Genomic DNA, 24,706 nt, shown 5'->3' on the forward strand with positions numbered 1-24,706 from the left:
TTATTGAAATGAAGAATTTCTGATTCGCATAAATGATGATTCGCTATCGCGAGGATTGATTTAACGCCGGTTCGCGGACCGGCAACCGAGATACTTTCGCTACGAAAACCATCCTTTTGACTGGTAACCAAGCTCCGGCTTGGTTACCTGATCTTGGAAGCTGTCGCTTCTCGGTTAAATTAACGAAAGCTGGAGCTTTCAAGCTAAAGTTCCCAAACTGGAGTTTGGGAACCAGAAACTGTATTAGTTGTGTAGATATCGTGAAGCCTGATTTAACGCCGGCTGGCCGGAAGCATACCAATGAGCATTATTTTGCTGCCCGGTAAGCTGCTGATTACCTGCGGGACCGGTTCGGGGTTGGTCCCGTTATTTCGCATGCGAAGCATCCGAAGGGCGAGGCTCTGGGATGAGCCGAGTGAGCTAGGCGGACTGCCGGGTCGCCTTTTCTTTGGATACTTTCTTTTGGCGACGCAAAAGAAAGTATCTCGGCTGTCGGGCCGAGACCCGACGTAAATCAATCGTCGCGATGGCGACACCGCTAAAACAAAACACACCATACTCATGCAAATCTGGATCGACGCCGACGCCTGCCCCAAGGCGATCAAAGACATTCTGTTTCGGGCGGCGGAGCGCTGCCAGTTGACGACCACGCTGGTGGCGAACCAAAGCATCCCAATCCCGCCGTCGCGTTATATCCGTATGCTGCGCGTCGCAGGGGGCTTCGACGTGGCGGATAACGAGATCGTGCAGCGTATGGTGGCGGGGGATTTGGTCGTGACCGGCGATATTCCGCTGGCGGCGCAAGCGATCGCCAAAGGTGGCCACGTTATCGATCCGCGCGGCGAGCGTTACAGCGAACACAATATCGGCGAACGTTTGGCGATGCGCGACTTCATGGACGGCTTGCGCAGCAGCGGTGTCGATACCGGCGGCCCGGCGGCGTTGAGTGCGCGCGACGTCCAAGCCTTTGCCAACCAACTGGACCGCTTGCTGGCCCGGCCTGCCGGCGAGCGTTAAGCTGCTCGATTCAGGTGCTAGCTGGGTCGGCTTCGATTTTGCCTATCACGTTACTCTCGCATGCCGTCGGGAGATTGTTTCTGTCCGTTTTGGGCTAGTTCAATCGACCGCAACTCCAGCTTTGGATCATGGCCGCAATCAAAAAGTGTTACGGCCGATCGCGGCGGATACCCAATAAAACCAGATGTTTCTGCAATAGGGAGTATGATCGGGCATAGGGGCGATGTTGCCCGACGTTTAACGCAGGGCTTTACCGGAGTAAATTATGGCTTCACTGGATATGTACGGCGCTTATGATCTGAGCCTGGCTAAGATCGACGAATTGGTTACCAAAATCTCCGAGGGCAATTATGCCCTGGGAGTCATCAATCAAAACACGCATAAATTCGTCGTTAAGTATGTCGGGCGGGCTGAAGAAGATCTCAACGTGCGGTTGAAGCAGCATGTCGGTAAATACCCCAAATTCAAGTTCAGCTACGCGGTGTCGCCGCAAGCGGCGTTCGAAAAAGTGTGCCGCAACTTTCACGATTTCGGCGGTACCCAAAAACTGGGCAATACCGTCCATCCCAAACCGCCGGCGCACGCCGATTGGAAATGCCCTTGCTGCGGCATTTCCGCCGCTTAAACGCACGTTTGCGCCGCTGTTAAGCCTCAATTTATCGGCGAGGCTTCTTGAGGCTGCGGCTGCCGGTGCTTGGCGGCCTGTAGTCTGAGTTTACTGCTTGATGCCGGTGGAAACGAAGGTTCCCAACACGTTGTCGCTGCAGGTCGCGGTGATCTGGTTGCCGTCGCTGCTGACAGTGCCGCTGCAATTGCCCTGCGAGGTCCAGCCGTTTTGATATTGGGCGAAATAGTTGTAGCTGATGTTCTGGGCGACGACTGTCCCGCTGCCCTTGGACTCGTAGCCTATGCCTTGCGGCAGCATGCCCCAACTGCTGAATTGAAAACCGGTATTTTGCTGGACGATGCGCGAGCCGTTGGTCGGTGCGGCGGGGTTGTACCAAGTGCCGCTGATATCGATGACCGGCACCGGCGGGGCGACTTGGGGTTTGCCGCTGGGGGGCGGGGATGGATTGGCGGCCGGCTCCGGCGCGACTGCGGTTACCGGCGGCGGAGAGACTTGCGGTTTGGGGAAAATTTTATCCCAATTGCTGATCGCCGCGACCGCGACCGAGCCGATCACGGTGATTACGGTAGCAATGATGGTGGCGTTAGGGCCGGATTCCGCCATGATTTTCTCCTGCTGGCTGTTTTCGGCGGATTATAGCGCGGCCGGCGAATTCGCTGCAGGGCCTTAGCTGCGGAACGAAGCGTAGCGCGTCGATCGTGTAATCCGGTGCATGTTGTGATTGAAATGCCTTGGTTTATGGGGTCGCTACCGCGCAGTCAAATTTCACGCCGGTTTGCGGACCGGCATTTAAAAAGCAGCCGTCGCGAATCCGCGCGACGTGTAAACCTTCGCCAACCAACTGGACTGCTTGCTGGCCCGGTCTGCCGGCGAGGATTAAGCCGCCCGGTTTCGGTGTTGGCTATGCCGACGCTGGAGCGGCACTGTTTTTATAGCGTTTGATTTCGGTTGCAACCAGGAGGTGGAGATGAAAAAAATCAGTATTCTGTACCCTAACCAGGCGGGTGCCCGCTTCGATTTTGCTTATTACCTGGATTCCCACATGCCGCTGTCGATAGCACGCCTCAGCGCGCACCCAGGGTATCGCGGGGTGTCGGTCGAGCGGGGGCTTAGCGGCGCGGTGCCGGGTAGCGAGCCGGCTTACGTCGCGATGTGTAATTTTCTGTTCGAATCGGTGGACGATTTTTTGGCGGCGTTTATGCCGCATGCCGCCGAGCTACAGGGCGATATGCCGAATTACACCGATATTGAACCGGTGATTCAGCTCAACGACGTGTTGATTTCGGCGTAGTACAGTTAGCCGCTATTGTAGTGAGAGCGGGCGGCTAGAAAGGCTCCAACAACACCGGCGCTTTGCCGAACTCGATCTTGTATTCGCCGTTTGGCACGTACCAGCCGGCGCCTTGAGAGCCTTCAGCCCAGGCCACGCGCTTGCCTTCCGAGGCCCATTTCTCGAGTTTCTCACCGCTTTTGGTCAGGTAGTTGGATGCGTAGCAAACGGTATTCAGCCAGGGATCGATGATCAACCAGGACTGGGCCACTTTAAGTTTGGTGAAATCGGCCATCGACGCATAGTCTTGCGCCGAATCGGGGATCGCTTCCTGGGACACCAGGCAAAAAGCGTGGTCGCCTTTGTCGTAAACGATGCCGATATAGAGTAAGTCGCGCTTGATATTGTAGATTTTCTTCGCGTAATACGCGCTCATGGCTGCCATTTCGCCGCAGTTGCCTGATCGGTCGGCAATGGTCATCTTGACCAATTTCTCGGCCAAGTCCAAGTGAGACGTGGTGTCTTTGAGTCTGTGTTTGCCAGACTCGCGCGCTTGCTGATATCGGGTCGTGCCTTTAGTACTCATATTCTTCAGAACGGCATGCCCGCTAAGGTCCACGTCGTAAAGCTTGTTACTGGACTTATGGCCTTTTTTAAAGAAATCTCTGACTAGAACTTTGATCTTCTCGCCTTCTTCCACCAGCATGGTCGCACCCTCCAAAATCTGATTCGCTACGTTTGTCAGACGCCCCGCTTGCCGCCGCAGCTTGCGGACCAACGGCTTGGCCTTACCCGGCATTAGGGGTTTCGACGGCGTATGCTTAGTATAACCGGATACCTTACGGCGGATAAGGATGACTGGCGTCGAACGGTAAACGGCGTATAAGCCGGCTTCCGGCGCGGCCGGTCAAAGGCGGTCTATGATTTCGATACAACGCTGGAACGCACTCCGGATGATGAAGAAGGTCATCGCCAACGGGAACGATAGATAATGTTCCGGCAGCGCCAGACACACCAGTACCAATGCGGCAATCAAACCCGGCGTGACGCGGGACAGGTAGGTCTCGAAGTAGCGGAAGGTTTCCTGGGACTCCCAATCGAAGCGCGGGCTGCGGTTGATAAACCCGAACAGCATCAAGGCGGCGAGCAGTGCGAAATAGACCGGAAACACGCTGAATTGCGGCGAACCTTCGCTGAACAGCGGTTTCCAGTAGCCGTACCAAGCCCATAGGCTGGCGCAGGCAAAACCGTCTTGCCAGACCGCACTGCTGAGGCGTTTAAAGCCGCCCGCCAGCAAGAATATCGCCGCGATGGCGGCTGCGGACATCCAAACGGCTTCCAGATTCAGCAAGGGCAAAACCGGGTTATGGGTTTCGATCAGGGTGGTCAGGATCAGGCTGCAGGCTATGAATACAGGCATCGGCGTCATTCGGTATCAAAGGATGACACAGTCTGCCCTAAAATCGCGCTTAACCCAAGCTGCGAGATGCGGCATACCGGCGCGGCCGGTATGCCGTTGCGGATTAACTCAAGCGAACCGCTTCGCTCAGGCCCACATCGGGATGTTGTTGCCGCCGCCGGCATTGCTGTCGGCCAGGCGTTCGGAGTAGGCGTCGCCTTGACGGAATACCAATTCGTCGACCGCGCCCAGCAGATGGAAAATAAAGCCGAATGCGCCCAGATTCAGCGAATGGCCGGATTCGTGTTCGATGTGCCAATCGCCGGAATTCATGTCGACGAAGGCGAAATTACCCATATTGAAGGCGGTATCCCAGACGTTGAGATTGCTGATCAGGCCGCCCTTGACAAAAATCGTGCCGGTCGGCCAATCCACGCGCAGACCTTGCAGTTTCAGGTACTGCACTTGAAAGCCGGTGACGGCGGCCAGCAACAGGCTGAACAACAGAAACAGCAAGCCCAGCAGCACGATGGGCCAACTCATCGGCAGACACCAGTTAGACCAGCCGATCAAGGCCTGGTAAACCTCGAACTGCGAAATCCATTTGACGATGGCCAACAGGTTCAAGCCGAAAAAGCCGATCGCCACGCCCTGCGCCAAGCCGGCATTGCCGGTCTGGCTGAGCAGTTCGAATATCAACAAGCCGTTTAACGAGGCATTGCTACCCACCAACATACCGCGGATGAATTCGGAAAATCCGGTCGCGGCGGAGACGGTGGTAGCCGCCAGGATGTAAAACACCAGCATCGCACCGGCATAAACGCCAAAGGTGATGCCCATACTCTTTGCCAGAAAAAATATCAAAGCAAACAGGCCGACAGCGGTCAGACCGCCGAGAATGACTAGCCAAGTTTTAATGACCATAGCGACTCCCCCTCAATCAAGATTTAGTTTTCATCGATCGGGCGCTTAGCGTTAGCTTCACCGAATCGAAGTGTCCACGCCGGTTTCGGCCGTGTCGACGTCCGGACCCCGGCGCGCTTGTCTGGCGGCTGATGCGAGCCGCAAACCCTCATTACTCCTATGCGTATGTTTATGCAAAATTTTTTCGTTTTTGCATCCCCAGCGTAGCCATCACGCCGGACAGGAACAGCCAGATACCTGCTGGCAATGGCACTGCGGTAACCGTAAAACTATCGACCGAGAACCGGATTTGGTCGTCGGCGAAATTGGGCCGATTGGGGACGTTAAAGTCCAGCCAGCGCCAGTCGGGGCCGTTGATGGCCGCCAGCGGGATCGAGGACCAGTCGGACAAATCCGGCGGCAGCGTATCGTTCCAGAGTTGACCGGTCGCATTCTCTTGGAGCAAGCCGAATTGCATTGCCGGATTGGCAAGTCCGTTCCAATCGGTATTGGAAATACTGGCGCCGCCGACGATCAAACCGTCCGCTGGCAAAGTGGCGGAACCGTTTTGCTGGTCGTTCTGTACCCACAAATTGACCGGCGCTGCCAACGATGCAGTGAAACCGTTGCCGAAACGGTGGGAAAACGCGCTGACGACGCCAGTGTCGACATCGTAGGTAAAACTGCCGGACATCGCGCTGCCGATGGCAACGCCGTTACCGACCAGCAAACTACCGATATCGGTGACGGTGCCGGTGTAATCGACCCGAATCGACTGCGCCTGACCGGACAGCGGCAACAATAAACCGCTGCTTGCAATCAAAATATGGATTAAAGTAAATTTCATGATAACTCCTGTGGAAAATCGGTTTTCCCAAGTCGGCTCGGAGTCTGCAGCGCCGGATGGATCTGGCGGCGTTCCGGGTTCCGAATCGGCTTGAAGGGTAGAAGTAATGTATCGGGCCAGGTCTGGCCCGGCTGTGAGCATTTCCACTGGGCCAAGGTGAATTTGTCCGCACCCGGCGCCGACATTCCGGAAAATGTCGGCCGGTTGAGCCGGAGCGGACCGGCGATAACCACAAGGCATAATGACGATGACGATGGAAAGAGGCGATAAGCTCGGGTTGGCGCTGTTACCGCTACTGGCGCTTGCCGCCTGCACGCCGGGCGCTCCGCCGCTGGATGCCGCGGCCGCATTGCCGAACGGCCCGCGGACGCCGATTTTCGTCACCGCCGCCCGCCAGAAAGTCGAGGTAAAACAGGCGTTGGCGGCAGCCGGCTTTCGTCTTGTCGACGAGTTGGCGGACGACGCCTTGTTGCTGCGGGCAACGATCGGTATCGACCAGGGCGAGCAAGCCTGCGGGACGATGAACAATGTTCGGCTGCAACTGCGGCGTCAGGGCGACAATGTCGCGGAAGTCGTCGGCAAGGGGTGGACCGGGAGCTGTCAGCCGAATGTACTCGAGGAACTTAGCCGCAAGTTATGGCGGCACCTTTTCGCTCAAACGCCACAATAGGAACCGGACCGATGACATCACCAATTTGCCCACCCCTGCGTTCTATCGCCGCCGCCTGCGGTATGGCCCTGTCGGGCTGCGCTTACATTAGCGACGGGACCAAGCTGGGGCCGATTTCGCCGTCGGCCAACACGATGAAACCGATGGTGGAGCACACCGTCGGCGACTTCGCGTTTACCTTGGAAGGCGGCAAAATGGTCACGTCCAATCTGGCCGGTAGCTTGATCAACCAGAACGTGATGGATGCCTGGCAAGATAAAGGCTACATCCGCGATCACGAAGCGGTGGAACCCGGCGAGTTTACCGGTAAAGCCGATTACCAATTGACCTTGAGCGGCAGCCAGTACGGCGATTCCAGTATCGGCATGCAGATTTTGAGCGGGCTGACGCTGACCTTGATCCCGTACACCGTGACCCAGAGTTACGACATCCAATACACCTTGGCCGACGTCAAGACCGGCAAAAAGTACAGCGGCAGTATCGAAGAATCCAATAAAGGCTACGTCGAACTGTTTATGCTGTTTGCGTTGCCGTTTTCCAAGCAGAACCAGGACGCCATGTTTGGCCGAATCGGCGACCATCTTTACGATCAGCTCTACCGCCAAGGCGCATTCCAGGCGCCGTCTGCCGCTCAATAAGCCGGGTTGCCGCCGGCTGTGCGATCCATTGACGGGCTGACAGCAGGCCCACGGTCGAGCCGGCGAGGGAAAATTTGCTGCTGTGTGCTGGCTGTTTTGCCGGTTTGCGCTTGACGAATCGCCGGCCAGCCGGGAACTCGGTCGGTGCCGGCGCGGGCTATCCGGGAGGGACGATTGGCCGGACTACAACTCGATACGTTCCGGCGCGACTCTGAGAATTTCGTCGATGGTGGTGATACCGGCCGCGACTTTTTCGGCGCCGCTAAGCCGCAGCGGCCGCATGCCTTCCTTGATCGCCTGTTTTTGCAGCAGGGCGGTGTCGCAGCCTTCCACGATCAGCTTTTCCAGTGCCGGGCTGTTCTCGAAAATTTCGTAAATGCCGACCCGGCCGGCGAAACCGGTATTGCGGCATTCCTTACAACCGACGGCCTTGAACAACTGCTTGGGCGGCGCCACCTTGAACGGCGCCACCAGCCCCCGCCACAGGTTTTCGTCGGTGGGTACCGCAGTTTTGCAGTGCTTGCACAGCACCCGGATCAGACGCTGGGCCATGATGCCGAGCACGGTCTGTTGGATCAGGTAACCCGGCACGCCGATATCCAGCAGACGGGTCACTGCGGCCGGCGCGTTGTTGGTGTGTAGTGTCGAGATTACCAAGTGGCCGGTCAGCGAGGCCTGGACCGCCATTTCCGCGGTTTCCAGATCGCGAATCTCGCCGACCATGATGATGTCCGGATCTTGCCGCAGCAAGGTGCGGATGCCGCTGGCGAAATCCAGCCCGATATTGGCCTGGACCTGCATCTGATTGAAGGCCGGCTCGATTTGCTCGATCGGGTCTTCCACCGTGCATAAATTGATTTCCGGCGTCGCCAGCCGCTTCAGGGTTGAATACAGCGTCGTGGTCTTGCCGGAGCCGGTCGGGCCGGTGACCAGAATGATGCCGTGGGTATGGCCGACCAGGCGGTTCCACAGCGTAAGTTCCTGCTTGCTGAAGCCGAGTTGTACGTAATCGCGCAGTAACACTTCCGGGTCGAAAATCCGCATTACCAGCTTCTCGCCGAACGCGGTCGGCATGGTCGACAGCCGCAGTTCGATTTCCTTGCCGTTGCTGTTCTGGGTTTTGATCCGGCCATCCTGCGGCAGCCGCTTTTCGGCGATGTTCATCCGTCCCAGAATTTTCAGTCGACTCAAAACCGCGTTCATGATCGGCATCGGAAATTGGTAGACGTTATGCAGGATACCGTCGATCCGAAACCGGACATTGCCCTGCAGGCGGCGCGGTTCCATGTGGATGTCGCTGGCGCGCTGGTCGAAAGCGTATTGCAGCAGCCAGTTCACCAGATTGACCACATGCTGGTTGTTGGCGTCCAGATCCGCGACTTTGCTCAGTTCGACCAATTGCTCGAAATTCTGGCCCTCCGCGGTGCGGCCGTCGTTGTGGCTTTGCGCGCCTTTCAGCGATTTGGAAAAGTTATAGAACTCGTCCAGGTAGCGCTTGATTTCGTCCGGGTTGGCGAATACGCAACGAATCTTGCCGTGGTGCATTTTCGCCAGATCGGTTTGCCAGGCGCGGATGAACGGTTCGGCGGTGGCGACCACGATTTCGTCGTCGTTGATTTTGATCGGCAGAATGTTGTAATTGCCGGCGTAGGCCTTGCTGAACAGGGCTGTCACGGTCGGCACATCGATTTTCAACGGATCGAAATAGTAGTAGGGCAGGGCCAGCTTCTTCGCCAGCCACTGGGTCAGATCCTCCTGCGACAGCGCCTTGCCCAGCTGGGTTTGGTCGGACAGCTCGCATTCTGACAAAACCTTGAGCGGATGCTTGTTTAGATTGATCTTGGCTGCCGCATATTGCCGGCATTTTTCCAAATCCTGCGCCGACAGAATCCGGTCCTCTTGCAGCCAGCGGATGACCTGTTGAATCTCCAGTTTTCGGTCTTCGGTTTTGCTTTCTTCCCGCATGTGTTTGGTTTGCTGTGAATTCGGGAAGTTAGTCTAGCTAATTATTGGCCGGACGGTGTGGCCTAGCTTTGGCTTGAACCGTATTGTCGAGGTAACTGCGGCTTGACGTAGCGGACTGAGACGCGCCAATCCGGAAACAGGACGCGGCGGAAACTGGACACAAAAAAGCCGGCTGACGCCGGCTTGGTATGAAAACGCTAACGGATTAGCGCTTGACGTTAATTTTTCTGGCTCCGAAACCTAACAGGCCGATACCCATCAGGCTCAAGACGCCTGGTTCCGGAATGGTCGGAATGTTGTCGGTACCCGTGCCGTTGGTGTAAGCGTAGTGGCTCAATCTACCGATATTGCAGTTGTTCGCACCGCATCCACCGGTGATGTTGTTGACTTGGGCGTTGGTCCATACTAGTTTGGTCATTTCTCCGATGTTTTCGAAGAAATAGGTATCGTTCACTCCGCCCAAGCCGCCGGTGCCGAATTTCAGCAGAAAATAGCCAGGTTGGTCCGGAGTGACGTCGAGGTACCATTGGCCGGCGCCGTCGGCGACTGCCGTTACCGAGCCGCTACTTTTGTAGTCCATCACCAAATTACTGCCGCTCGGTCCCAACAAGGCTTTCAATGCGTTTAATTCGGTGGCATCGCCGGAATTGCCCAGGTTTGCCGAACCGATAAAGGTGTCGACCGTATAGGTGGCGGCTTGCAATACCGGTGCGGCAAACCCGATGCCGATCGCAATTGCTGCAATGTATAAGTGTTTGAATTTCATGGCGTCTCTCCCCCGATGAGATATAAGTTACAAAAAAGTGAAAAATTCCCTTTAGATTGAGCATGAAATATGCCTATAAGACTATTTTGATCTTTATCAGAGAGTTATGAGTTTTTTGTAACGCGGTTTTCACATAACTGTAAAAAAATACGACACTAGAAGAATCAAGCGCAACACCGCGGGAATGGGGCGGTATGATTTGGAGATGCGTCCCGGTTTAGGGGTGGATGTCGCATAAATCTTGGGTGCCGGCGCGGTATCGCGCGCTAGCTGATTCGGGCATCGGCCTCAGGGCAGAGCTGAGTTGTTAAATTTTCCGGCATCTGAGGTATCAATCAGCAGCGAGCCCTGCGACCTGCCCGGCTAACATCGACGGGGCTTACTTCCCGGTATCACTCAGCGTTGGGTGCGTGCATATTTACGCAATCTGGCCGACTTCATCCGGACCGGAAACGGCTGGAACCGCCGCACCAGCCATTTGCGCAATTCTTCCAGCACCAGCATGCCGACGACGAAGGGCAGCGTGAACAGCCAGACCTCGCCGCCGATCGGCGCGGCGCCGAACAGGGCGTTGCCCCACGGCGTGTAGACGATGGCCAGGATCAGCGCAATTTCCAACAAAATGCCGGACAGGATCAGCTTGTTATCCAGCAAGGCCGTACCGAGCAGGCCGCGCTGGCGTTGTTTGCAGATGAAGACGTTGGCGATCTGCATCACGATGATCGCGCTGAGGCAGGCCGTGGTCGCCTGCAAATACAAGGGCTGGCGGCCGTGCAGGATTTGGCCGTATTCCCAGCCGCCTCGCTCCAGCACGAAAAAGAACGCCGCCATCGCCGCGACCGCCTCCAATAGGCCGAGGAAGCCGTAGGCCCGGGCCAACAGCCGCCAGTCGATCAGGGTTTCCTTTTGCGAGCGCGGCGGCTGTTGCATCACCGCCGCGTCCGGCTTCTCCGCGCCCAGGCCCAGCGCCGGCAGCATGTCGGTGCCCAGATCGACGGCCAAGATCTGGATGATGGTCAACGGCAGCGGAATCTTGAACAACACGAAAGCCAGATAGGGCACCACTTCCGGAATGTTCGAGGTCAGGATGTAGGTCAGAAATTTGCGGATGTTGTCAAATACGGCGCGGCCTTCCTCGATCGCGGCGACGATGCTGGCGAAGTTGTCGTCCAGCAAAATCATGTCGGCGGCCTCTTTGGCAACGTCGGTGCCGGCCTTGCCCATGGCGATGCCGATGTCGGCCTTTTTCAGCGCCGGCGCGTCGTTGACGCCGTCGCCGGTGACCGCGACGATATGCCGCTTGCGTTGCAGGGCTTCGACGATCTGCATTTTCTGGTCGGCGCCGACCCTGGCAAAAACAATTTCTGCCGCATCCAGCGCCACTTGCAATTGGCTGGGCGTCAGTTTCTTCAATTTGTCGCCGACGATGACCTTGGGATGCTCGCCGCGCACCAGGCCGATTTGACGGGCGATGGCGACGGCGGTGTGCGGGTGGTCGCCGGTCACCATGATGACTTTGATGCCGGCCCGGTGACATTGGCCGATGGCGGCGGCGACTTCCGGCCGCGGCGGGTCTTCCAGACCGACCAGGCCGGCGAGGATCAGGCTTTGTTCGGGATTGTCCGGTATTTGTTCCGGCAGTGGCCGATAGGCCAGCGCCAATACCCGCAGCCCCTGGTCGGCCATAGTTTGCAGCGCTTTCGCCAATTGTTGGCGGTGGCCGTCGTCCAGCGCTTCGATGGTGTTACCGACAGCGATCTGCCGGCACAGCGGCAGCACCATTTCCAGCGCCCCCTTGCAGAACAACATCGTGCCGGCCGGCGTGTCGTGCAGCGTCGACATCCGCTTGCGGTCGGTATCGAACGGCACTTCGCCGATCTTCGGATAGTCGATGCGCATGCCTCGGGCATGGGCCATATCCGCCAGCGCGATTTCCATCGGATCGCCGAGCGGCGAGTTGCCTTCGATACGCTTCAGGTTGTGGCATAACGCGGCGCAGGCCAGAAACGCAGCGTGCTGTTGCAGGCTGTGGCGGTCCAATTGGTCCGGGCGGCAATGGCGCCCGTCCAGGAACAACTGCACGACCGCCATTCGGTTCTCGGTCAACGTGCCGGTCTTGTCGGTGCAGATTACCGTGGTCGAGCCCAGGGTCTCCACCGACGGCAAATTGCGGATCAGCGCGTTGCGCTTGGCCATGCGTTGTGTCGCCATCGCCAGCGACAAGGTGACTGTCGGCAACAGCCCTTCCGGCACGTTGGCGACGATCAGGCCGATGGCGAAGATGAAGTTTTCCCAGAAGGTGAGGCCGATGGCTTGGCCGATGAAAAAGAAGGCGACGCCCAGCGCCAGCGCCAGCAGCGCGACAAAGTGGCTCAGACGGGCGATTTGTTTTTGCAGTGGCGATTGGGCTTTTACCGTGGTTTTCAGGGTGTGGGCGATCTTGCCGAACTCGGTGTGCATGCCGGTGGCGAACACCACGGCCTTGCCTTCGCCGGCCACCACCGAGGTGCCGGCCAGCAGGATGTTGCGGCTCTGGCTAATATCCTCGGCGTCTGACGGCTCCGCGTCGCGGCCTTTCGGCAACGATTCGCCGGTGATGGTGGCGTTGTTGACCCGCAACGCCAACGCTTCCACCAAACGGCAATCGGCCGGCACGTTATCGCCTTCCTGCAATACCAGCAGGTCGCCGGGCGCCAGTTCGTCGGCGTAGACCAGGTTCAATTCGCCGTCGCGAATCACTTTGACCTGGTGCGGCAACAGTTTTTGCAGCGCGGCGATGGCCTGTTCCGCCTGACGGCGTTGCCAGAACGAAAAACAGCCGTTGATCGCGATCACACCCAGAATGGCGTAACCCAGAGTCTGCATGCCTTCGCCGGGTTGCTGCGCTTCGGCGAAGAACGCCAGTCCGGCCGCCAGCCACAAGATCAATGCAAAAAAATGCAGAAACTCCCGGGCGAACAACAGCAAAGCCGAGGTCTTGCGGGTTTCTTCGAGGCGGTTGAAACCGAATTCGCGCAGCCGGTCTTCGATCACGGCATCGTCCAGGCCGTTCAGGCTGGAGCCCAAGCTTTCCAGAGCTTCCGCAGCGGTCAAATGGTGGATTTTCATGGTTCGGCACGCTAACGAAGTGGCGGGTGGCGACAGTGTAAACCCAAATTTCTCCGGCCGCGGCGCAGGCCTGCGGACGCGGCGAGCACGGCGGCGAAAAAATGCGATTGTGTTTTCGGCGGCTGCGCGTGCAAACTTAGCCGGTTTTTTGCGTATTTGCCACGATGCCCAATCTGTTTCATTACCGAATGCCGCTCCCCAGTTTGACTGCGATTCTCGGCCTGGCCGTGCCGCTGGCCTTGTCCGGTTGCTTGTCGCCGCTGGCCCTGGACCGCGCCGTGGTCGAATACGACAAAGCCACGGCCGATACGCTGTCGCGGCAGTTGTTGCTGAACATTGCCCGCGCCCACCAGCACCAGCCGCTGCATTTCACCGGGGTGTCCAATATTGCCGCGACCTTTAATTTTCAATTGAATGCCGGGGCGACGCCGGCGGTCACCGGCGACAACGGATCGTTGTTGACGCCGGTATTCGGCGGCACCGTCTCGGAAAATCCGACCATCAGCATCGTGCCGATCGAAGGCGAGGAATTCACCAGGCGCATGCTGACGCCGTTTCCGGAGAGCAAACTGACGATGCTGTTGCGCCAGGGCGTCGACGTGGATTTATTGCTGCGTTTGCTGGCCGGCGAACTGCGTCTGGCCGGCGGCGCGCAAAACGGCATCTATTCGAATCGGCCGGCCGATGCCGAAGGCTACCGCGTGTTTCGCCAGGCGGTGCTGCATCTGTCGTCGGTTCAGGACCGGCACCAACTGTTTGCCGAACCGCTGATGTTCGAGCGCGAGTGGTTGTTGCCGGCCGGTAGCGTGGCAGCGGAACATCTGGCCGAGCTGGAAAAAGACTACGCCGTCGAATTTCTGCCGCAATCGGGACAAGTGCGGCTGAAGAAACGGGTGGTGGGGCGTATCTTGCTGACCAATTACGATCCGGCGCTACTGAGCAACGACGAGCGGCGGCGGCTGCACCAAGAGGCCGGGCAGGGCGCCGATAACGATGTCGGCGTCGATATCCGCGCCGGCTATCCGGGCGGCGAATGGCCGCTGCACGGCGTTTTCCGCTTGCGCAGCTTTCATAATGTGTTGAACTTCATCGGCGAAGGCCTCGGCGACGAGCCGGAGTTTGCGGTGGACAAACACCCGGCGACGCCGGCGGTGCGCGAAAATCCGGTGCAGACCCTGGCCTTGCAGGTCGGCGCCGACGGCGGCGAACTCAGTGTCGAATTCGGCGGGCAGAATTACGCATTGCAACCCGAAACCGGTTACCAGTGGAACCGCGAGGGTTTCCGCTTGCTGTGCCAGATCTTTCAGATGACGGTCGCCAATTTGAACCAGCAAGGCGCCCCGGCCATCACCATTGCCAAATAAGCGGAGAAACTCTTGAACCAGGCCATCGATAATTCCAAGGTCATGCGTTGCGTGGCCTACCAGAAAGGCATCGGTATCGGCGACGTTACCATCGAGGACATCAGCGAAGTGCTGCTGAAGGAGGATACCTTCGTCTGGTTGGGGCTGCGCGAGGCCGACAGCGGCATTTTGCGGGCGATCCAAATCGAGTTCGGCTTGCACGATCTGGCGATTGAGGATGCCTGTTCCGCGCATCAACGGCCGAAAATCGAGGAATACGGCGATTCGCTGTTCATCGTATTGCAGACCGCGCAGCTGGTCGACGACTGCGTCGCCTTCGGCGAGACCCATTTGTTCGTCGGGCCGCGCTTTTTGGTGACGGTACGCCACGGCGCCTCGCACAGTCTGGCCCGGGTGCGGGAACGCTGTCAGGCCATGCCGCAATTGCTGGCCAAAGGCTCCGGGTTTGCGTTGTATTCGGTGATGGATTTCATCGTCGACAACTACATGCCGGTGATCAACGGCTTGCAGGAACGCTTCGATGTGTTGGAATCGGCCATCTTCCAGAACCGGCCTAGCCGGCAGACCATGGAAGGCTTGTACGAATTGAAGCGCGAGTTGCTGTTGCTGGAAGGCGCGATCAATCCGGTGATCGACATTTGCAACGAATTGATGCGGTTTCACGGCGGCATGATCCACAAAGACGTACGCTTTTATTTTCGCGATGTCGCCGACCACATCAAACGCGTGGATCGGGCGATTCAGGGCATGCGCGAAATGCTGCTGGCGGCGATGCAGGTGCATCTGACCTTCGAAACGGTGCGCCAAAACGAAGTGGTCAAGCGGCTGGCCGGCTGGGGCGCGATTCTGGCGATTCCGACCATGGTGTTCAGTTGGTACGGCATGAACTTCCGCCACATGCCGGAACTGGATTGGGCCTTCAGTTATCCGCTGGTACTGGCCGGCGTGGCGGCGGGCAGCCTGGGTTTGTACTGGCGCCTGAAGCGCTCCGGCTGGTTGTAGCCCGCGGCTGGCGTCTCCACGTTTCTCGACTATAGTAGCCTGACCGGCAAGCGGATGCGGTTGGTGCGTTAGAGTCGCCGAACCGAAGCAAGCGCCGCCCGCCGGTTGCGGTCACTTGGAACGGGAGTTAGCGATGCGTGCGACGAAACGGCTGGGTTTGGGGCTGGCGAGCCTGTGGTGCGGATTGGCGCAAGCCGATTACCGGGACGATATCGGCTATCGGCAATTGCAGCAGTTGTTGGGCAGTGCCGCGCCGACCGGGGCCGGCGTCAATGTCGTTCTGGCCGAAGCCTCCACGGTTCCACAATCCGACAAGCTGCGCTATCCGGTGTTTGCACCCAACACCGGGCAAACCCGGTTTGCCGGTAAAACCTTCAGTTATCCGGGGCCGCTGGCCAGTAACGGCATCTCCGATCATGCCACCGGCGTTGCCGCCATGTTTTTCGGTAACGACTCCATCGCCCCCGGCATCGCCAACATTGCCGTGTACAACGCCGACGACTGGCTGCACGGCTTGGTCGCCGCTAGCGCCGAAGCTCCGCTTGCCGGGGCCCGGATCGCCAACCATAGCTGGATCGGCAGGGCCGACAGCGAAACCGACATCGGCGCCTACCTGCGTTTGGCGGACCGCATCGTCCAGCGCTACGAATTCATTCAGGTGGTCGGCATGGACAATGGGCCGAGCGACTCGCCGTTACTCGGCAGTGCTTACAACACGATTGCGGTCGGCCGCAGCGACGGCGGCCACGACCGGGGTTCGGACCCGGTCGACAGTGTCTACGGCGGCGGCCGCACCCGGCCGGATTTGGTCGCGCCGCGCTCCACCACCAGCGGTGCGACGCCTATGGTCGCTGCGGCCGCGGCCTTGCTGGTCGAAACCGGTCATAGCGGCGCCGGCAATTTGTCCAACGCGGCACAAACGATTGCCGGTATCGGCCAGGTTTATAACGCCGAACGCGCCGAGACGGTCAAGGCGGCGCTGATGGCCGGGGCCGAACGGACCACCGATAATACCTCGACCGCCGCCAATCTTGCCGATTACCGCAGCGCCGGCCACCAGACCGCCAACGGCTTGGACGACCGTTTCGGTGCCGGCCAGCTCGATGTGTTCAATAGTTACCGGATCATCGCCGGCGGCGAGCAGGACAGCATCGAGGACGGCGGCAATGCCGAGCTGCGGCCGGCCGGGTTCGATGTCGACGACGCATTCGGGGGGCTGAACTCGAATAGGAGCGCCAGTTACAAAATCACCGCGCTAAAGGATCTGCAATTGTCGGCGGCTTTGGTCTGGAATATCGGCGTCGCCGACGACAGCAGCTTGGCCACGGTCTTGTACGATCTGGATCTGGAGTTGTTCGACACCACGCTGCAGCGTACGGTCGGTTTATCCGATAGCCGCGTAGACAACAGCGAACACCTGTGGCTGGCTTTGCGCGGCGGCCACGTTTACGAGCTGCGGGTGGTTGCGGCCACGGCCGGCGATTTCGTCTGGGATTATGCGTTGGCCTGGCGGATGGAGCCGCTGGCCGCGGCGCCGGTGCCGCTGCCGGCTTCGGTGTTTTTGTTTTCCGGCGCGTTGTTTGGATTTGCGCTATCGCGCCGCGGCGGCCGCTTGAACGGCGCCAGCCGGGTTTAGATCGCAGGTCGCCGCCAACCGGCGGCGACGCACATCGGTCTGGCGGAAGCGAAGTCGGTCAGACCTTGGCCGAGCCGGTGCCTGGCAGGAATACGCAAACTGCGGCAAATGCCATAGTACGTCAGTCATATCACCTAGCAGTTGCACGGTTTTTGTCGAGTCAGTTCGAATGTAGCCATCCGTAAATTCTCATGTTTTTATTTTGGTATGTGATTTGCATCACGCTTATCGGCTCGTTGTCGAGCCGGTGACGGCAGGGTACGGCTTAGGCCGATGCAGGGATGCCGGTACCGCCTGTCCGTGCCGAACAAATTGGAAGATGCAAACTGTGGTATCGCGAAACCGGGGAATTCGCGTGCCGCCGACTAAAAAACATACGAGGAATTTAAATGAAATTCGCAAAAAAATCCGTTGCCAAACTACTGACCGGCGCGGCTTTGGCGTTAACCGCCAGCCATGCCAGCGCGTTCAGCTTGACCGCGATGACTGCCAACGGCCAAGTTGCCACCGTGACGCCCGGATCTTCTTACAGCCATAACGATACCGTGGCCGCTAAAGCCTGGGCCGACGGCGGCGGTCCGGCCGGTTCCGGTTGGGGTCATACCTCCGACTGGTACCAATTCCAGGTTACCAGTGCCACCGACGTCAAAATCGTGGTCAGCGCCAATAACGCCAATGCCTTGTTGCACCCCGGCTTTTCAATTTGGTCCGTCAACGGCCCGGTCGACCATTCCAGTGGCGCTCACCGTTACAGCCAGGTCAGCGGCCCGGAAGCGAGCGGCGGCGCCCATAAAAACCAATGGATGAACGGTTTGGGCGCAGGCACGCCGCCGGCTACCTCGACTCACGTCACCGGTTTCGTCGGTTATTCGAACGGTAACAGCAATCCGGCCGACAGCAGCTTCACCAACGGCGCCGGTTATGCGGTCGGCAGCGGCAGCGCCGGTGCCAGCCGCGGTACCACAGGCGGTTTGGACTGGGCGGCCTTGGATCTGGCGAATTTGGCGCCGGGCTACTACATCATGGCCGTCGGCGGCAGTTGCTATACCCAGACCAATTGCGGTACCGCCAACGGTTCCGGCGGCTGGCTGGCAGGGTCTTATAACGTGCAGATCAATGCCGTTCCGGTCCCAGGCGCAGTTTGGCTATTCGGCAGCGCGCTGTTCGGCATGTTGGGCCTGAAACGACGCCAAGCGCTATCGGCGTAATTCCGTCGTCAATCAACGTTAACGGTCAGACCGCCCAAGGAAGCTCGATTACGGACCAGGACGGTCCGGCCCCGGCAGGGAAGCCGGGGTTGGCGGCCGGGCCGCACATCCCGGCCGATTTTGTTTGTCCGGCCCTAAGCCTGAACTCCGGTATCGCCGGGGCCGATTCGGGCGCAACTTAAAGGCCATTCGGAGACTGAAATGATGAAATATACTTTGTCCGCCACCTTGGCGGCGGTTTTGTCGGCGGCCGCGCCGGCGCAAGCCAATACTCTGGTGGTCGACGGCACCCTGTTCCGCCAAGCGGGCGGCACCACGTTCGACGTTTGGAACATCACTATCCAAACCGCCGGCAGTTTCAGCGTCAATCTGGCGGCCTACGAGGCCTCACAGAGTAATGTCGCGACCGCCGGCTATGCGACGGCCGATTTGAACGGTGACGGCGAACTGACCTGGTTGGACCCGGACACCCACTGGTATCTGGACGACGGTTCTGCGGGCTTGAGCGCAGCCAACCACTTGGCCCGCTGCGACGACATCGCCAATAACTGCGCCACGGTCAGCAACAGTACCATCAGTTTGACATCCCGCAGCCAAGAGCAAGGCGCGGCCGACGGCTCCATCCATTTTCGCCGCGATCCCGCCTTCGACATTGCTTTGGCTGCCGGCGCGTATCGTTTCGTAATCGCCGACTATCGGCTGACCGATGCCGAAGCCGCCGCAGGCATCAACAGCGGCGACAGCTTCTCGGCGCCCGGCGGTTACGCCAATCCGATTTTGGACTACGCCGATTACCGGATTACCTTCAGTTCCGATACGCTGATTTTCGCCCGCAACGGCAACAGCATTACCGTATCGCAAGTACCGCTGCCGGGCGCGGTCTGGTTGTTCGGCAGCGTCGTCGCCGGTTGGAGTTTGCGCGCACGGCGTAAAGCCTCGACCGTCTGACCCGGCCGGGCTTGGACCTAGCGGACGGGAGTGCCGGCTGCGGTGCTCCCGTTTTCGCGTTTTCCCGTTATGATGCGTGCTGTTTAACCCTAACACCCATCCATGAATTCGAAGCCTTTGACCAAACCGGGCCGTAACGAAGCCTGCCCGTGCGGCAGCGGCCGCAAATATAAACACTGCTGCGCGCAGCCGACGGCGGCCCCGGCAGGCGAAACCGGCTTGCAGCAATTGCTGGAAACCGCACGCTACCATGCCTACCAACGCCGCGATTTCGCGGCGGCGGAGCAATGCTATCGCCAGGTGCTTGAGCTCAAGCCCAATCATGCCGAGGCCTTGGCCGGCGTGGGCCAGGGCTTGTGCTGGCGCCACCGTTTGGCCGAAGGCAAACGTTATCTGGCTCGCGCCGCCAAAGCCTTGCTGCGGCAGGCCGATAAAACCGACGGCCGGGTATTGTTGGGATTTGCCGAACAAATGCAAATTTGGGGCGATATGGACTTGGCGCTGCAACTGGCGCGGGCGGCCGCCAAAGCCATGCCGGACAATGCTTCGGCCCATTACGGGGTAGCGGTTTGCCTGCAGCGCTTGCATCAGACCAACGCGGCGATCGCTGCGCTGGAGAAGGTATTGAAACTGGTGCCGCACGATGCCGGTTCTCATATCCTGCTGGCGATATTGGAGTTCGACAACAAACACTACGATGCGGCCCGGCAGCGGCTGGAGCGGGTGGTCGCCGCCGAAACCGATACCCGGCAATTGGCCCGTGCCTGCCTGGAACTGTCCAAGGTCTACGATAAGCAGAAACGCTATGCCGAGGCGTTCGCGATGTTTGCCAAGGCTGGCGCGTTGCAGCGGCAATTGCCGGAGAACCTAGAGCTCGATGCCGCTTACATTTTTAAAAAAATCGCCTTGTTCAAACAGGGGTACAGCGACGATTTGCTGAAACGCTGGACGCCGGAACAACTGGCCGACGGCTTGCCGGCGCCGGTGTTTCTGATCGGTTTCCTGCGTTCCGGCACGACCTTGACCGAACAGGTGCTTGCCGCCCATCCACAGGTATTGACCTCCGACGAAAACCATCTGCTTGAGGAACTGTCCGCCGAACTGGCGGCCATGGCCGGCATCAGCGATGACACGCCGGCGGCGTTGGCCCGGATCGGCATAGCACAAGCCAGACAACTGCGCGCCTATTACTGGCAGCGGGTGGCGGAGGAGTTCGGGCCGGAGGCCTTGCGTAAACGCTTCGTCAACAAGGTGGCGTTGAACAGTATCGAAACCGGCTTGATCAGTTGCCTGTTTCCGGATGCCAAGATTTTGTTTGCGTTGCGCGACCCGCGCGATGTTTGCCTGAGTTGCGCGATGCAATCCTTCGCCGCGTCGCCGGCCACGGTCAATCTGTTGTCCTGGCAAGGCGTGGCCGAACAGTATGCGGCGGTGATGGATTTATGGCTGAGCCTGCGCGACCGGATCGCGCCGGCCTGGCTGGAACTGCGCTACGAAGACGTGGTAAACGATTTCGAAGCCAGTTTCCGCCGCGTATTCGAACTGCTCGGCGTCGACTGGCGGCCCGAAGTCGAGCGTTTTCACGAGCGCACGGCCGGTCGCTACGTGGCGACGCCCAGCTTTGCCGCGGTGTCGCAACCTTTGTACAACTCGGCACTGGCACGCTGGCGGCCATACCGACAAAACTTCGCCGAGCTGATGCCGCAATTGGCACGGTTTGTCGCTGCATTCGGCTACGACGAGGCGGACCTTTGACGGCCGGCCGCTCATAGCGTAGGGGCCGCAGAGCCGGAGCGGTATATTGTCGCCAGGCGTTTGCCGCCGATTTGGTTCGGATTTCGGAACAGTTGCTAAAATGAAGCATGACCGTTCCGCAACCGATGGCGCCTGCCGATTTGAAACCGATTCTGACCGTATCCAGCCTGTTGTTGTTGGCCATAGCCGTATTGTCGCTGTTTGCCGGCGAAAGCTGGTTGGCGTTGCTGGATAGCGCGCATTGGACGGTCAGTGCCGGTGCGGCCTGGGTTATCGCCTGGCAGGGGACGCTACATGGCGACGCCGGACAGTATTGGTATCGCCGCTGGTTTTGTTACGGTACCGGCCTGTATTTTGTCGGCCAATGCTGTTGGAATCTGCAAGAACTGTTTTACTGGAATCCGTTTCCGGCGCCATCGGATGTGTTTTATCTGCTGATGGGGCCGTGTTTCACCTGCGGCCTGCTAAAAGCGCTGCGCCGTCGTGTTTCTTCAGCCCGGTTACGGGCCGTCAAGCTCGATACCCTGGCGATGACTATCGCGCTGTTGGGTTTCATTTTGGCCTTGTATTTGCCGAACGCCGCAGACGCCAGCGCTTTGGAGTTGGCCGTGTTGGTTGCGTATCCGCTCAGTTTGCTTAGTGCGGCCAGTGTGGCGTCGCTGGCGTTGCCGTTTTTGGCGCTGGAGCTGACGTGGGCCAGTGGTCTGCTACCGGCTGCCTTGTTGGTGGAAGGCTGCGTTTGGATGCAATGGAATCTGCAAGCGCTGACCGGGACCAACCAGGGCGCGTCGATATTGAATTGGGGATTCTCGATAGCCGGGTTGCTGGTCGGTGTCGGTGCTTATCTCTGGCAGGCCGAGCGCCGGCGTACCGCCCCTGTCAGGACGTACCGCGCCGTTTTGCGCGCCATCCCTGTCGCGGCATTGCTGGTGAGCATGGCGACGCTAGTGCTGATTTGGTTGAGCGCGCAGCCGAAAACGGCGGAGATGCTTATTGCGGCCGGGGCCGGCGGTTCGGTGTTGCTGTTGTCGGCGTTGCGCCACAGCTTGCTGTCGAAAGAAAGCGGCAAGTAAACCCAGCCCGAGCGGGCAAGGGCTCGGGGGCTGAAAATTGAGTTAAGCAGCCTCCGCTGTTTGGTTGGCGAGGGGATGCAATTTTAATCTTCCTCCCAACGCTAAAGCTCGGTTGACAGGGCTATACTGTTCTGGCGTATTTATTGACCTCGGGAGCGGCGTATGAACAAGCAAATATTCCTCACTTCGTTGGCGTTGACGGTTTTGGCGGCAGGATGCGCGACGGAACCCGAAAAAAATGTCTCCAGTACGGACGATTTAACCACAACCATGCCTAGTCCGGGGGCGGGTACGGTTGGCGAACCCTTGTATTTCTCTTCCAGGGAGGATGCCGAAGCAGCCTTGAGCGGCTACAACTACGGCTTAAAAGCCTTGCCTGACGGCCGGGTGCAGGCCTTCGTTTCCGGTCTGAACGATTCCGGCGCCGACAATCCGATCACGCTGGCACAGAGCGCCACCGCGGTACCTGCGGATTCGGCAGCGGTCGGCGCTGACGGCGGCGAAACGCCGTTTCCGCAAATCCGGCTGGCGGAAAAGAAAAACGGTAAGGCCGCAATCGAGGCTTTGGGCGACAAGCTGGAAGCGGTCGCCCGAGCTTACGACATGTCGGCCGAACGCCTGGCCGAAATTTTAGCCACCGATTCGACCGCCTGGATCGACGAGGGCGGTCGCTTGCTTTACATCGATGCGTTACCGCCGGGCGAGAGCGATGGGCAGGAGGCGACCGCTACCGCGCCGGCCCAAGCTGGAAGCGGCGGCATGAGCGTTGCTTCCAGCACCGATGCCTTTGCCTTGCACAGCAAGCCTGGCGCCAACCGTCTGATTTATCTGGATTTCAACGGCCATGTGGCTACGGCTACGGCATGGAATTCCGGGACTTTGACGGCCCCGGCCTACGACATCGACGGCAATCCGGCGGCTTTTAGCGCCACCGAATTGAGCAATATCAAACAAATCTGGCAACGGGTGGCCGAAGACTACGCGCCGTTCGATGTCGATGTGACCACGGAAGAGCCGAGTGCGGATAAATTGTTCCGGACCGCGGCCGACGACGGCCAGTACGGCACGCGGGCCGTGATCACCCGGTCGATGCCGCAACTGTGCAACCAGGCTTGCGGCGGCGTGGCTTACGTCAACGTCTATTCCTACTATTCGGCCAGCAAGCCGGACCGTTATCAGCCGGCCTGGGTGTTTCTGGACAAATTGGGCAACGGCTTTCCGAAATACGTCGCTGAAGCGGTATCGCACGAAGTCGGCCACAATTTGAATCTGACCCATGACGGCAATGCCTCGACCACTTACTACTCCGGTCACGGCAGCGGCGTCACCGGTTGGGGGCCGATCATGGGGGTCGGCTATTACAAATCGGTCACGCAATGGAGCAAAGGCGAATACCCCGGCGCCAACAACCTGCAGGACGATATTACGGTGATTCACGCTGCCGGTACCCCGCTCAGAGTCGACGACTATGCCAACAATGCGGCTGGCGCCGGACCTATCGCCGGTGACTCCAGTGCCGTAGACCAAAGCGGCATCATCGAACGCAGCAGCGACGTCGACGTGTTTGCCTTCAATACCGGCGGCGGCGGGGTGCAATTCAATGCCAGCCCGGACCCGGTGTCGCAAAATTTGGATATTCAATTGAAGCTGTTGGACGCCAAAGGCGGAACCGTTATCCAAGCCAGTCCGGCAGACAGTTTGTCGGCTAGTGTCGCTGCGGTGCTGAACCCCGGGCAATATTATCTGCAAATCGAAGGCGTCGGCTTCGGCGACTTGACCACCGGCTACAGCGATTACGGCAGCCTGGGACGCTACCAGATCAGCGGCAGCTACCCCAAAGCCGTCGAGGCGCAGGCGCCGACGGCAATCATCAGCGCGTTGCCGAACCAAGGCTATGCGCCGTTGAGTGTCGAATTTAACGGGTCCGGTTCCAGCGACCGCGACGGTAGCATCACCGGTTACGAATGGAATTTCGGCGACGGCAGCGGGGTGAGCCGCTCAGCCACGGTCACCCATAGCTACAACACGCCGGGAACTTATACTGCAACCTTGACGGTGACCGACAACAGCGGTTTGAAGAACAGCGCCAGCGTCAGTCTGCAAGCTCAGCAAAGTCCGGTAACGAACAGTATGAAAGTGGCATCGACCCGGATTCTGCGTCGGACTCTTGCCGGCGGCAAGGCGCAGTGTGTGGCGAACGTAACGTTGAAATACCTGAACTCGACGGTTTCCGGTGCGGCGATTTACGGCGTTTGGAGCGGTGGTTTGACCGCCGGTGCCAGCAAAACCCTGCTCGCCACCTCCGCGATCGGCTTTACCGGCAGCACCGGCCAAGCCACCATCACAAGTCCGACGTTTGCCAGTTCCGCCAAAGGCAGCTGCGCTTTTAGCGTCAACAGTGCGTTTAAAACCGGCTATCTGTACGATGGCGGCGGCTCCGTCACCGGTAGCTTTTCCTGGTAGGGGACGGTTTTCGATGGGGGCGGAAGCGTCCCCATCACCGCCGCAA

21 protein-coding genes are annotated in these 24,706 nt (G+C 59.0%); 13 read left to right on the top strand and 8 right to left on the bottom strand.

Annotated features, from left to right (window positions below):
- The first annotated feature begins 561 nt into the window (after positions 1-561).
- Both PL263_RS02140 and PL263_RS02145 read left to right on the top strand, forming a co-directional pair.
- Positions 562-1,017, top strand: coding sequence for a YaiI/YqxD family protein (locus tag PL263_RS02140; RefSeq protein WP_278211479.1), 456 nt, complete (start codon positions 562-564; stop codon positions 1,015-1,017).
- A gap of 265 nt (positions 1,018-1,282) precedes the next feature.
- Complete coding sequence (locus PL263_RS02145; RefSeq protein WP_278211480.1) at positions 1,283-1,642, top strand: hypothetical protein; 360 nt, start codon at positions 1,283-1,285, stop codon at positions 1,640-1,642.
- 90 nt (positions 1,643-1,732) lie between these two features.
- Here the strand turns inward: PL263_RS02145 and PL263_RS02150 are convergent, their stop codons facing one another.
- Positions 1,733-2,248: a hypothetical protein gene (locus PL263_RS02150; protein WP_278211481.1), complete on the bottom strand. Its 516-nt coding sequence runs from the start codon at positions 2,246-2,248 to the stop codon at positions 1,733-1,735.
- 364 nt (positions 2,249-2,612) lie between these two features.
- Here PL263_RS02150 and PL263_RS02155 point away from each other — a divergent pair, with 364 nt between their 5' ends.
- Positions 2,613-2,936, top strand: coding sequence for an EthD family reductase (locus PL263_RS02155; RefSeq protein WP_278211482.1), 324 nt, complete (start codon positions 2,613-2,615; stop codon positions 2,934-2,936).
- 34 nt (positions 2,937-2,970) lie between these two features.
- Here the strand turns inward: PL263_RS02155 and PL263_RS02160 are convergent, their stop codons facing one another.
- The 4 genes from PL263_RS02160 to PL263_RS02175 form a co-directional block, all read right to left on the bottom strand.
- The gene (locus PL263_RS02160) at positions 2,971-3,714 is read right to left on the bottom strand and encodes a hypothetical protein (RefSeq protein ID WP_278211484.1); all 744 of its coding nucleotides are present in this window, start codon (positions 3,712-3,714) and stop codon (positions 2,971-2,973) included.
- Positions 3,715-3,822: 108 nt separating this feature from the next.
- Complete coding sequence (locus tag PL263_RS02165) at positions 3,823-4,335, bottom strand: hypothetical protein (protein ID WP_278211485.1); 513 nt, start codon at positions 4,333-4,335, stop codon at positions 3,823-3,825.
- A gap of 126 nt (positions 4,336-4,461) precedes the next feature.
- Entirely contained in the window at positions 4,462-5,238 is a 777-nt protein-coding gene (locus PL263_RS02170; protein ID WP_278211486.1) for a hypothetical protein, read from the bottom strand.
- A 169-nt stretch (positions 5,239-5,407) separates the two neighbouring features.
- Entirely contained in the window at positions 5,408-6,064 is a 657-nt protein-coding gene (locus PL263_RS02175) for a hypothetical protein (protein ID WP_278211487.1), read from the bottom strand.
- 247 nt (positions 6,065-6,311) lie between these two features.
- On the opposite strand from PL263_RS02175, the gene PL263_RS02180 reads away from it, so the two are divergent.
- On the top strand, positions 6,312-6,734 hold the full coding sequence (locus tag PL263_RS02180; RefSeq protein WP_278211489.1) for a hypothetical protein: 423 nt from the start codon (positions 6,312-6,314) through the stop codon (positions 6,732-6,734).
- An 11-nt stretch (positions 6,735-6,745) separates the two neighbouring features.
- Positions 6,746-7,372, top strand: coding sequence for a hypothetical protein (locus PL263_RS02185; protein ID WP_278211490.1), 627 nt, complete (start codon positions 6,746-6,748; stop codon positions 7,370-7,372).
- Positions 7,373-7,555: 183 nt separating this feature from the next.
- Here the strand turns inward: PL263_RS02185 and PL263_RS02190 are convergent, their stop codons facing one another.
- From PL263_RS02190 to PL263_RS02200, 3 genes are all read right to left on the bottom strand, one after another.
- Complete coding sequence (locus PL263_RS02190; protein WP_278211491.1) at positions 7,556-9,337, bottom strand: GspE/PulE family protein; 1,782 nt, start codon at positions 9,335-9,337, stop codon at positions 7,556-7,558.
- A gap of 205 nt (positions 9,338-9,542) precedes the next feature.
- On the bottom strand, positions 9,543-10,103 hold the full coding sequence (locus PL263_RS02195) for a PEP-CTERM sorting domain-containing protein (RefSeq protein WP_278211492.1): 561 nt from the start codon (positions 10,101-10,103) through the stop codon (positions 9,543-9,545).
- A gap of 396 nt (positions 10,104-10,499) precedes the next feature.
- On the bottom strand, positions 10,500-13,211 hold the full coding sequence (locus PL263_RS02200; protein WP_278211493.1) for a cation-transporting P-type ATPase: 2,712 nt from the start codon (positions 13,209-13,211) through the stop codon (positions 10,500-10,502).
- A 188-nt stretch (positions 13,212-13,399) separates the two neighbouring features.
- On the opposite strand from PL263_RS02200, the gene PL263_RS02205 reads away from it, so the two are divergent.
- From PL263_RS02205 to PL263_RS02240, 8 genes are all read left to right on the top strand, one after another.
- Positions 13,400-14,575 (top strand): hypothetical protein, encoded by a 1,176-nt coding sequence (locus tag PL263_RS02205; RefSeq protein WP_278211494.1) that lies wholly within the window; start codon positions 13,400-13,402, stop codon positions 14,573-14,575.
- A 12-nt stretch (positions 14,576-14,587) separates the two neighbouring features.
- The gene (locus tag PL263_RS02210; RefSeq protein WP_278211495.1) at positions 14,588-15,577 is read left to right on the top strand and encodes a magnesium and cobalt transport protein CorA; all 990 of its coding nucleotides are present in this window, start codon (positions 14,588-14,590) and stop codon (positions 15,575-15,577) included.
- A 133-nt stretch (positions 15,578-15,710) separates the two neighbouring features.
- Positions 15,711-17,213 (top strand): hypothetical protein, encoded by a 1,503-nt coding sequence (locus PL263_RS02215; protein WP_278211496.1) that lies wholly within the window; start codon positions 15,711-15,713, stop codon positions 17,211-17,213.
- Positions 17,214-17,602: 389 nt separating this feature from the next.
- Complete coding sequence (locus tag PL263_RS02220) at positions 17,603-18,421, top strand: PEP-CTERM sorting domain-containing protein (RefSeq protein WP_186289680.1); 819 nt, start codon at positions 17,603-17,605, stop codon at positions 18,419-18,421.
- A 201-nt stretch (positions 18,422-18,622) separates the two neighbouring features.
- Positions 18,623-19,369, top strand: a complete 747-nt coding sequence (locus tag PL263_RS02225) for a hypothetical protein (RefSeq protein WP_278211497.1) — start codon at positions 18,623-18,625, stop codon at positions 19,367-19,369.
- A gap of 102 nt (positions 19,370-19,471) precedes the next feature.
- Positions 19,472-21,124, top strand: coding sequence for a sulfotransferase (locus PL263_RS02230; protein WP_278211498.1), 1,653 nt, complete (start codon positions 19,472-19,474; stop codon positions 21,122-21,124).
- A 107-nt stretch (positions 21,125-21,231) separates the two neighbouring features.
- Positions 21,232-22,197: a hypothetical protein gene (locus PL263_RS02235; RefSeq protein ID WP_278211499.1), complete on the top strand. Its 966-nt coding sequence runs from the start codon at positions 21,232-21,234 to the stop codon at positions 22,195-22,197.
- A 162-nt stretch (positions 22,198-22,359) separates the two neighbouring features.
- On the top strand, positions 22,360-24,660 hold the full coding sequence (locus tag PL263_RS02240) for a PKD domain-containing protein (protein WP_278211500.1): 2,301 nt from the start codon (positions 22,360-22,362) through the stop codon (positions 24,658-24,660).
- Positions 24,661-24,706: the final 46 nt, after the last annotated feature.

The sequence above is a fragment of the Methylomonas sp. EFPC3 genome (assembly GCF_029643245.1).
GTDB classification, from domain to species: Bacteria; Pseudomonadota; Gammaproteobacteria; order Methylococcales; family Methylomonadaceae; genus Methylomonas; species Methylomonas koyamae_B.

What these genes read in the sequence shown, in the direction of transcription:
- PL263_RS02200 (WP_278211493.1), bottom strand. Translation starts at nt 13,211, where the DNA reads ATGAAAATCCACCATTTGACCGCTGCGGAAGCTCTGGAAAGCTTGGGC.
- PL263_RS02145 (WP_278211480.1), top strand. Translation starts at nt 1,283, where the DNA reads ATGGCTTCACTGGATATGTACGGCGCTTATGATCTGAGCCTGGCTAAG.
- PL263_RS02205 (WP_278211494.1), top strand. Translation starts at nt 13,400, where the DNA reads ATGCCGCTCCCCAGTTTGACTGCGATTCTCGGCCTGGCCGTGCCGCTG.
- PL263_RS02230 (WP_278211498.1), top strand. Translation starts at nt 19,472, where the DNA reads ATGAATTCGAAGCCTTTGACCAAACCGGGCCGTAACGAAGCCTGCCCG.
- PL263_RS02165 (WP_278211485.1), bottom strand. Translation starts at nt 4,335, where the DNA reads ATGCCTGTATTCATAGCCTGCAGCCTGATCCTGACCACCCTGATCGAA.
- PL263_RS02215 (WP_278211496.1), top strand. Translation starts at nt 15,711, where the DNA reads ATGCGTGCGACGAAACGGCTGGGTTTGGGGCTGGCGAGCCTGTGGTGC.
- PL263_RS02150 (WP_278211481.1), bottom strand. Translation starts at nt 2,248, where the DNA reads ATGGCGGAATCCGGCCCTAACGCCACCATCATTGCTACCGTAATCACC.
- PL263_RS02170 (WP_278211486.1), bottom strand. Translation starts at nt 5,238, where the DNA reads ATGGTCATTAAAACTTGGCTAGTCATTCTCGGCGGTCTGACCGCTGTC.
- PL263_RS02235 (WP_278211499.1), top strand. Translation starts at nt 21,232, where the DNA reads ATGACCGTTCCGCAACCGATGGCGCCTGCCGATTTGAAACCGATTCTG.
- PL263_RS02140 (WP_278211479.1), top strand. Translation starts at nt 562, where the DNA reads ATGCAAATCTGGATCGACGCCGACGCCTGCCCCAAGGCGATCAAAGAC.
- PL263_RS02190 (WP_278211491.1), bottom strand. Translation starts at nt 9,337, where the DNA reads ATGCGGGAAGAAAGCAAAACCGAAGACCGAAAACTGGAGATTCAACAG.
- PL263_RS02155 (WP_278211482.1), top strand. Translation starts at nt 2,613, where the DNA reads ATGAAAAAAATCAGTATTCTGTACCCTAACCAGGCGGGTGCCCGCTTC.
- PL263_RS02175 (WP_278211487.1), bottom strand. Translation starts at nt 6,064, where the DNA reads ATGAAATTTACTTTAATCCATATTTTGATTGCAAGCAGCGGTTTATTG.
- PL263_RS02240 (WP_278211500.1), top strand. Translation starts at nt 22,360, where the DNA reads ATGAACAAGCAAATATTCCTCACTTCGTTGGCGTTGACGGTTTTGGCG.
- PL263_RS02220 (WP_186289680.1), top strand. Translation starts at nt 17,603, where the DNA reads ATGAAATTCGCAAAAAAATCCGTTGCCAAACTACTGACCGGCGCGGCT.
- PL263_RS02195 (WP_278211492.1), bottom strand. Translation starts at nt 10,103, where the DNA reads ATGAAATTCAAACACTTATACATTGCAGCAATTGCGATCGGCATCGGG.
- PL263_RS02160 (WP_278211484.1), bottom strand. Translation starts at nt 3,714, where the DNA reads ATGCCGGGTAAGGCCAAGCCGTTGGTCCGCAAGCTGCGGCGGCAAGCG.
- PL263_RS02180 (WP_278211489.1), top strand. Translation starts at nt 6,312, where the DNA reads ATGACGATGGAAAGAGGCGATAAGCTCGGGTTGGCGCTGTTACCGCTA.
- PL263_RS02225 (WP_278211497.1), top strand. Translation starts at nt 18,623, where the DNA reads ATGATGAAATATACTTTGTCCGCCACCTTGGCGGCGGTTTTGTCGGCG.
- PL263_RS02185 (WP_278211490.1), top strand. Translation starts at nt 6,746, where the DNA reads ATGACATCACCAATTTGCCCACCCCTGCGTTCTATCGCCGCCGCCTGC.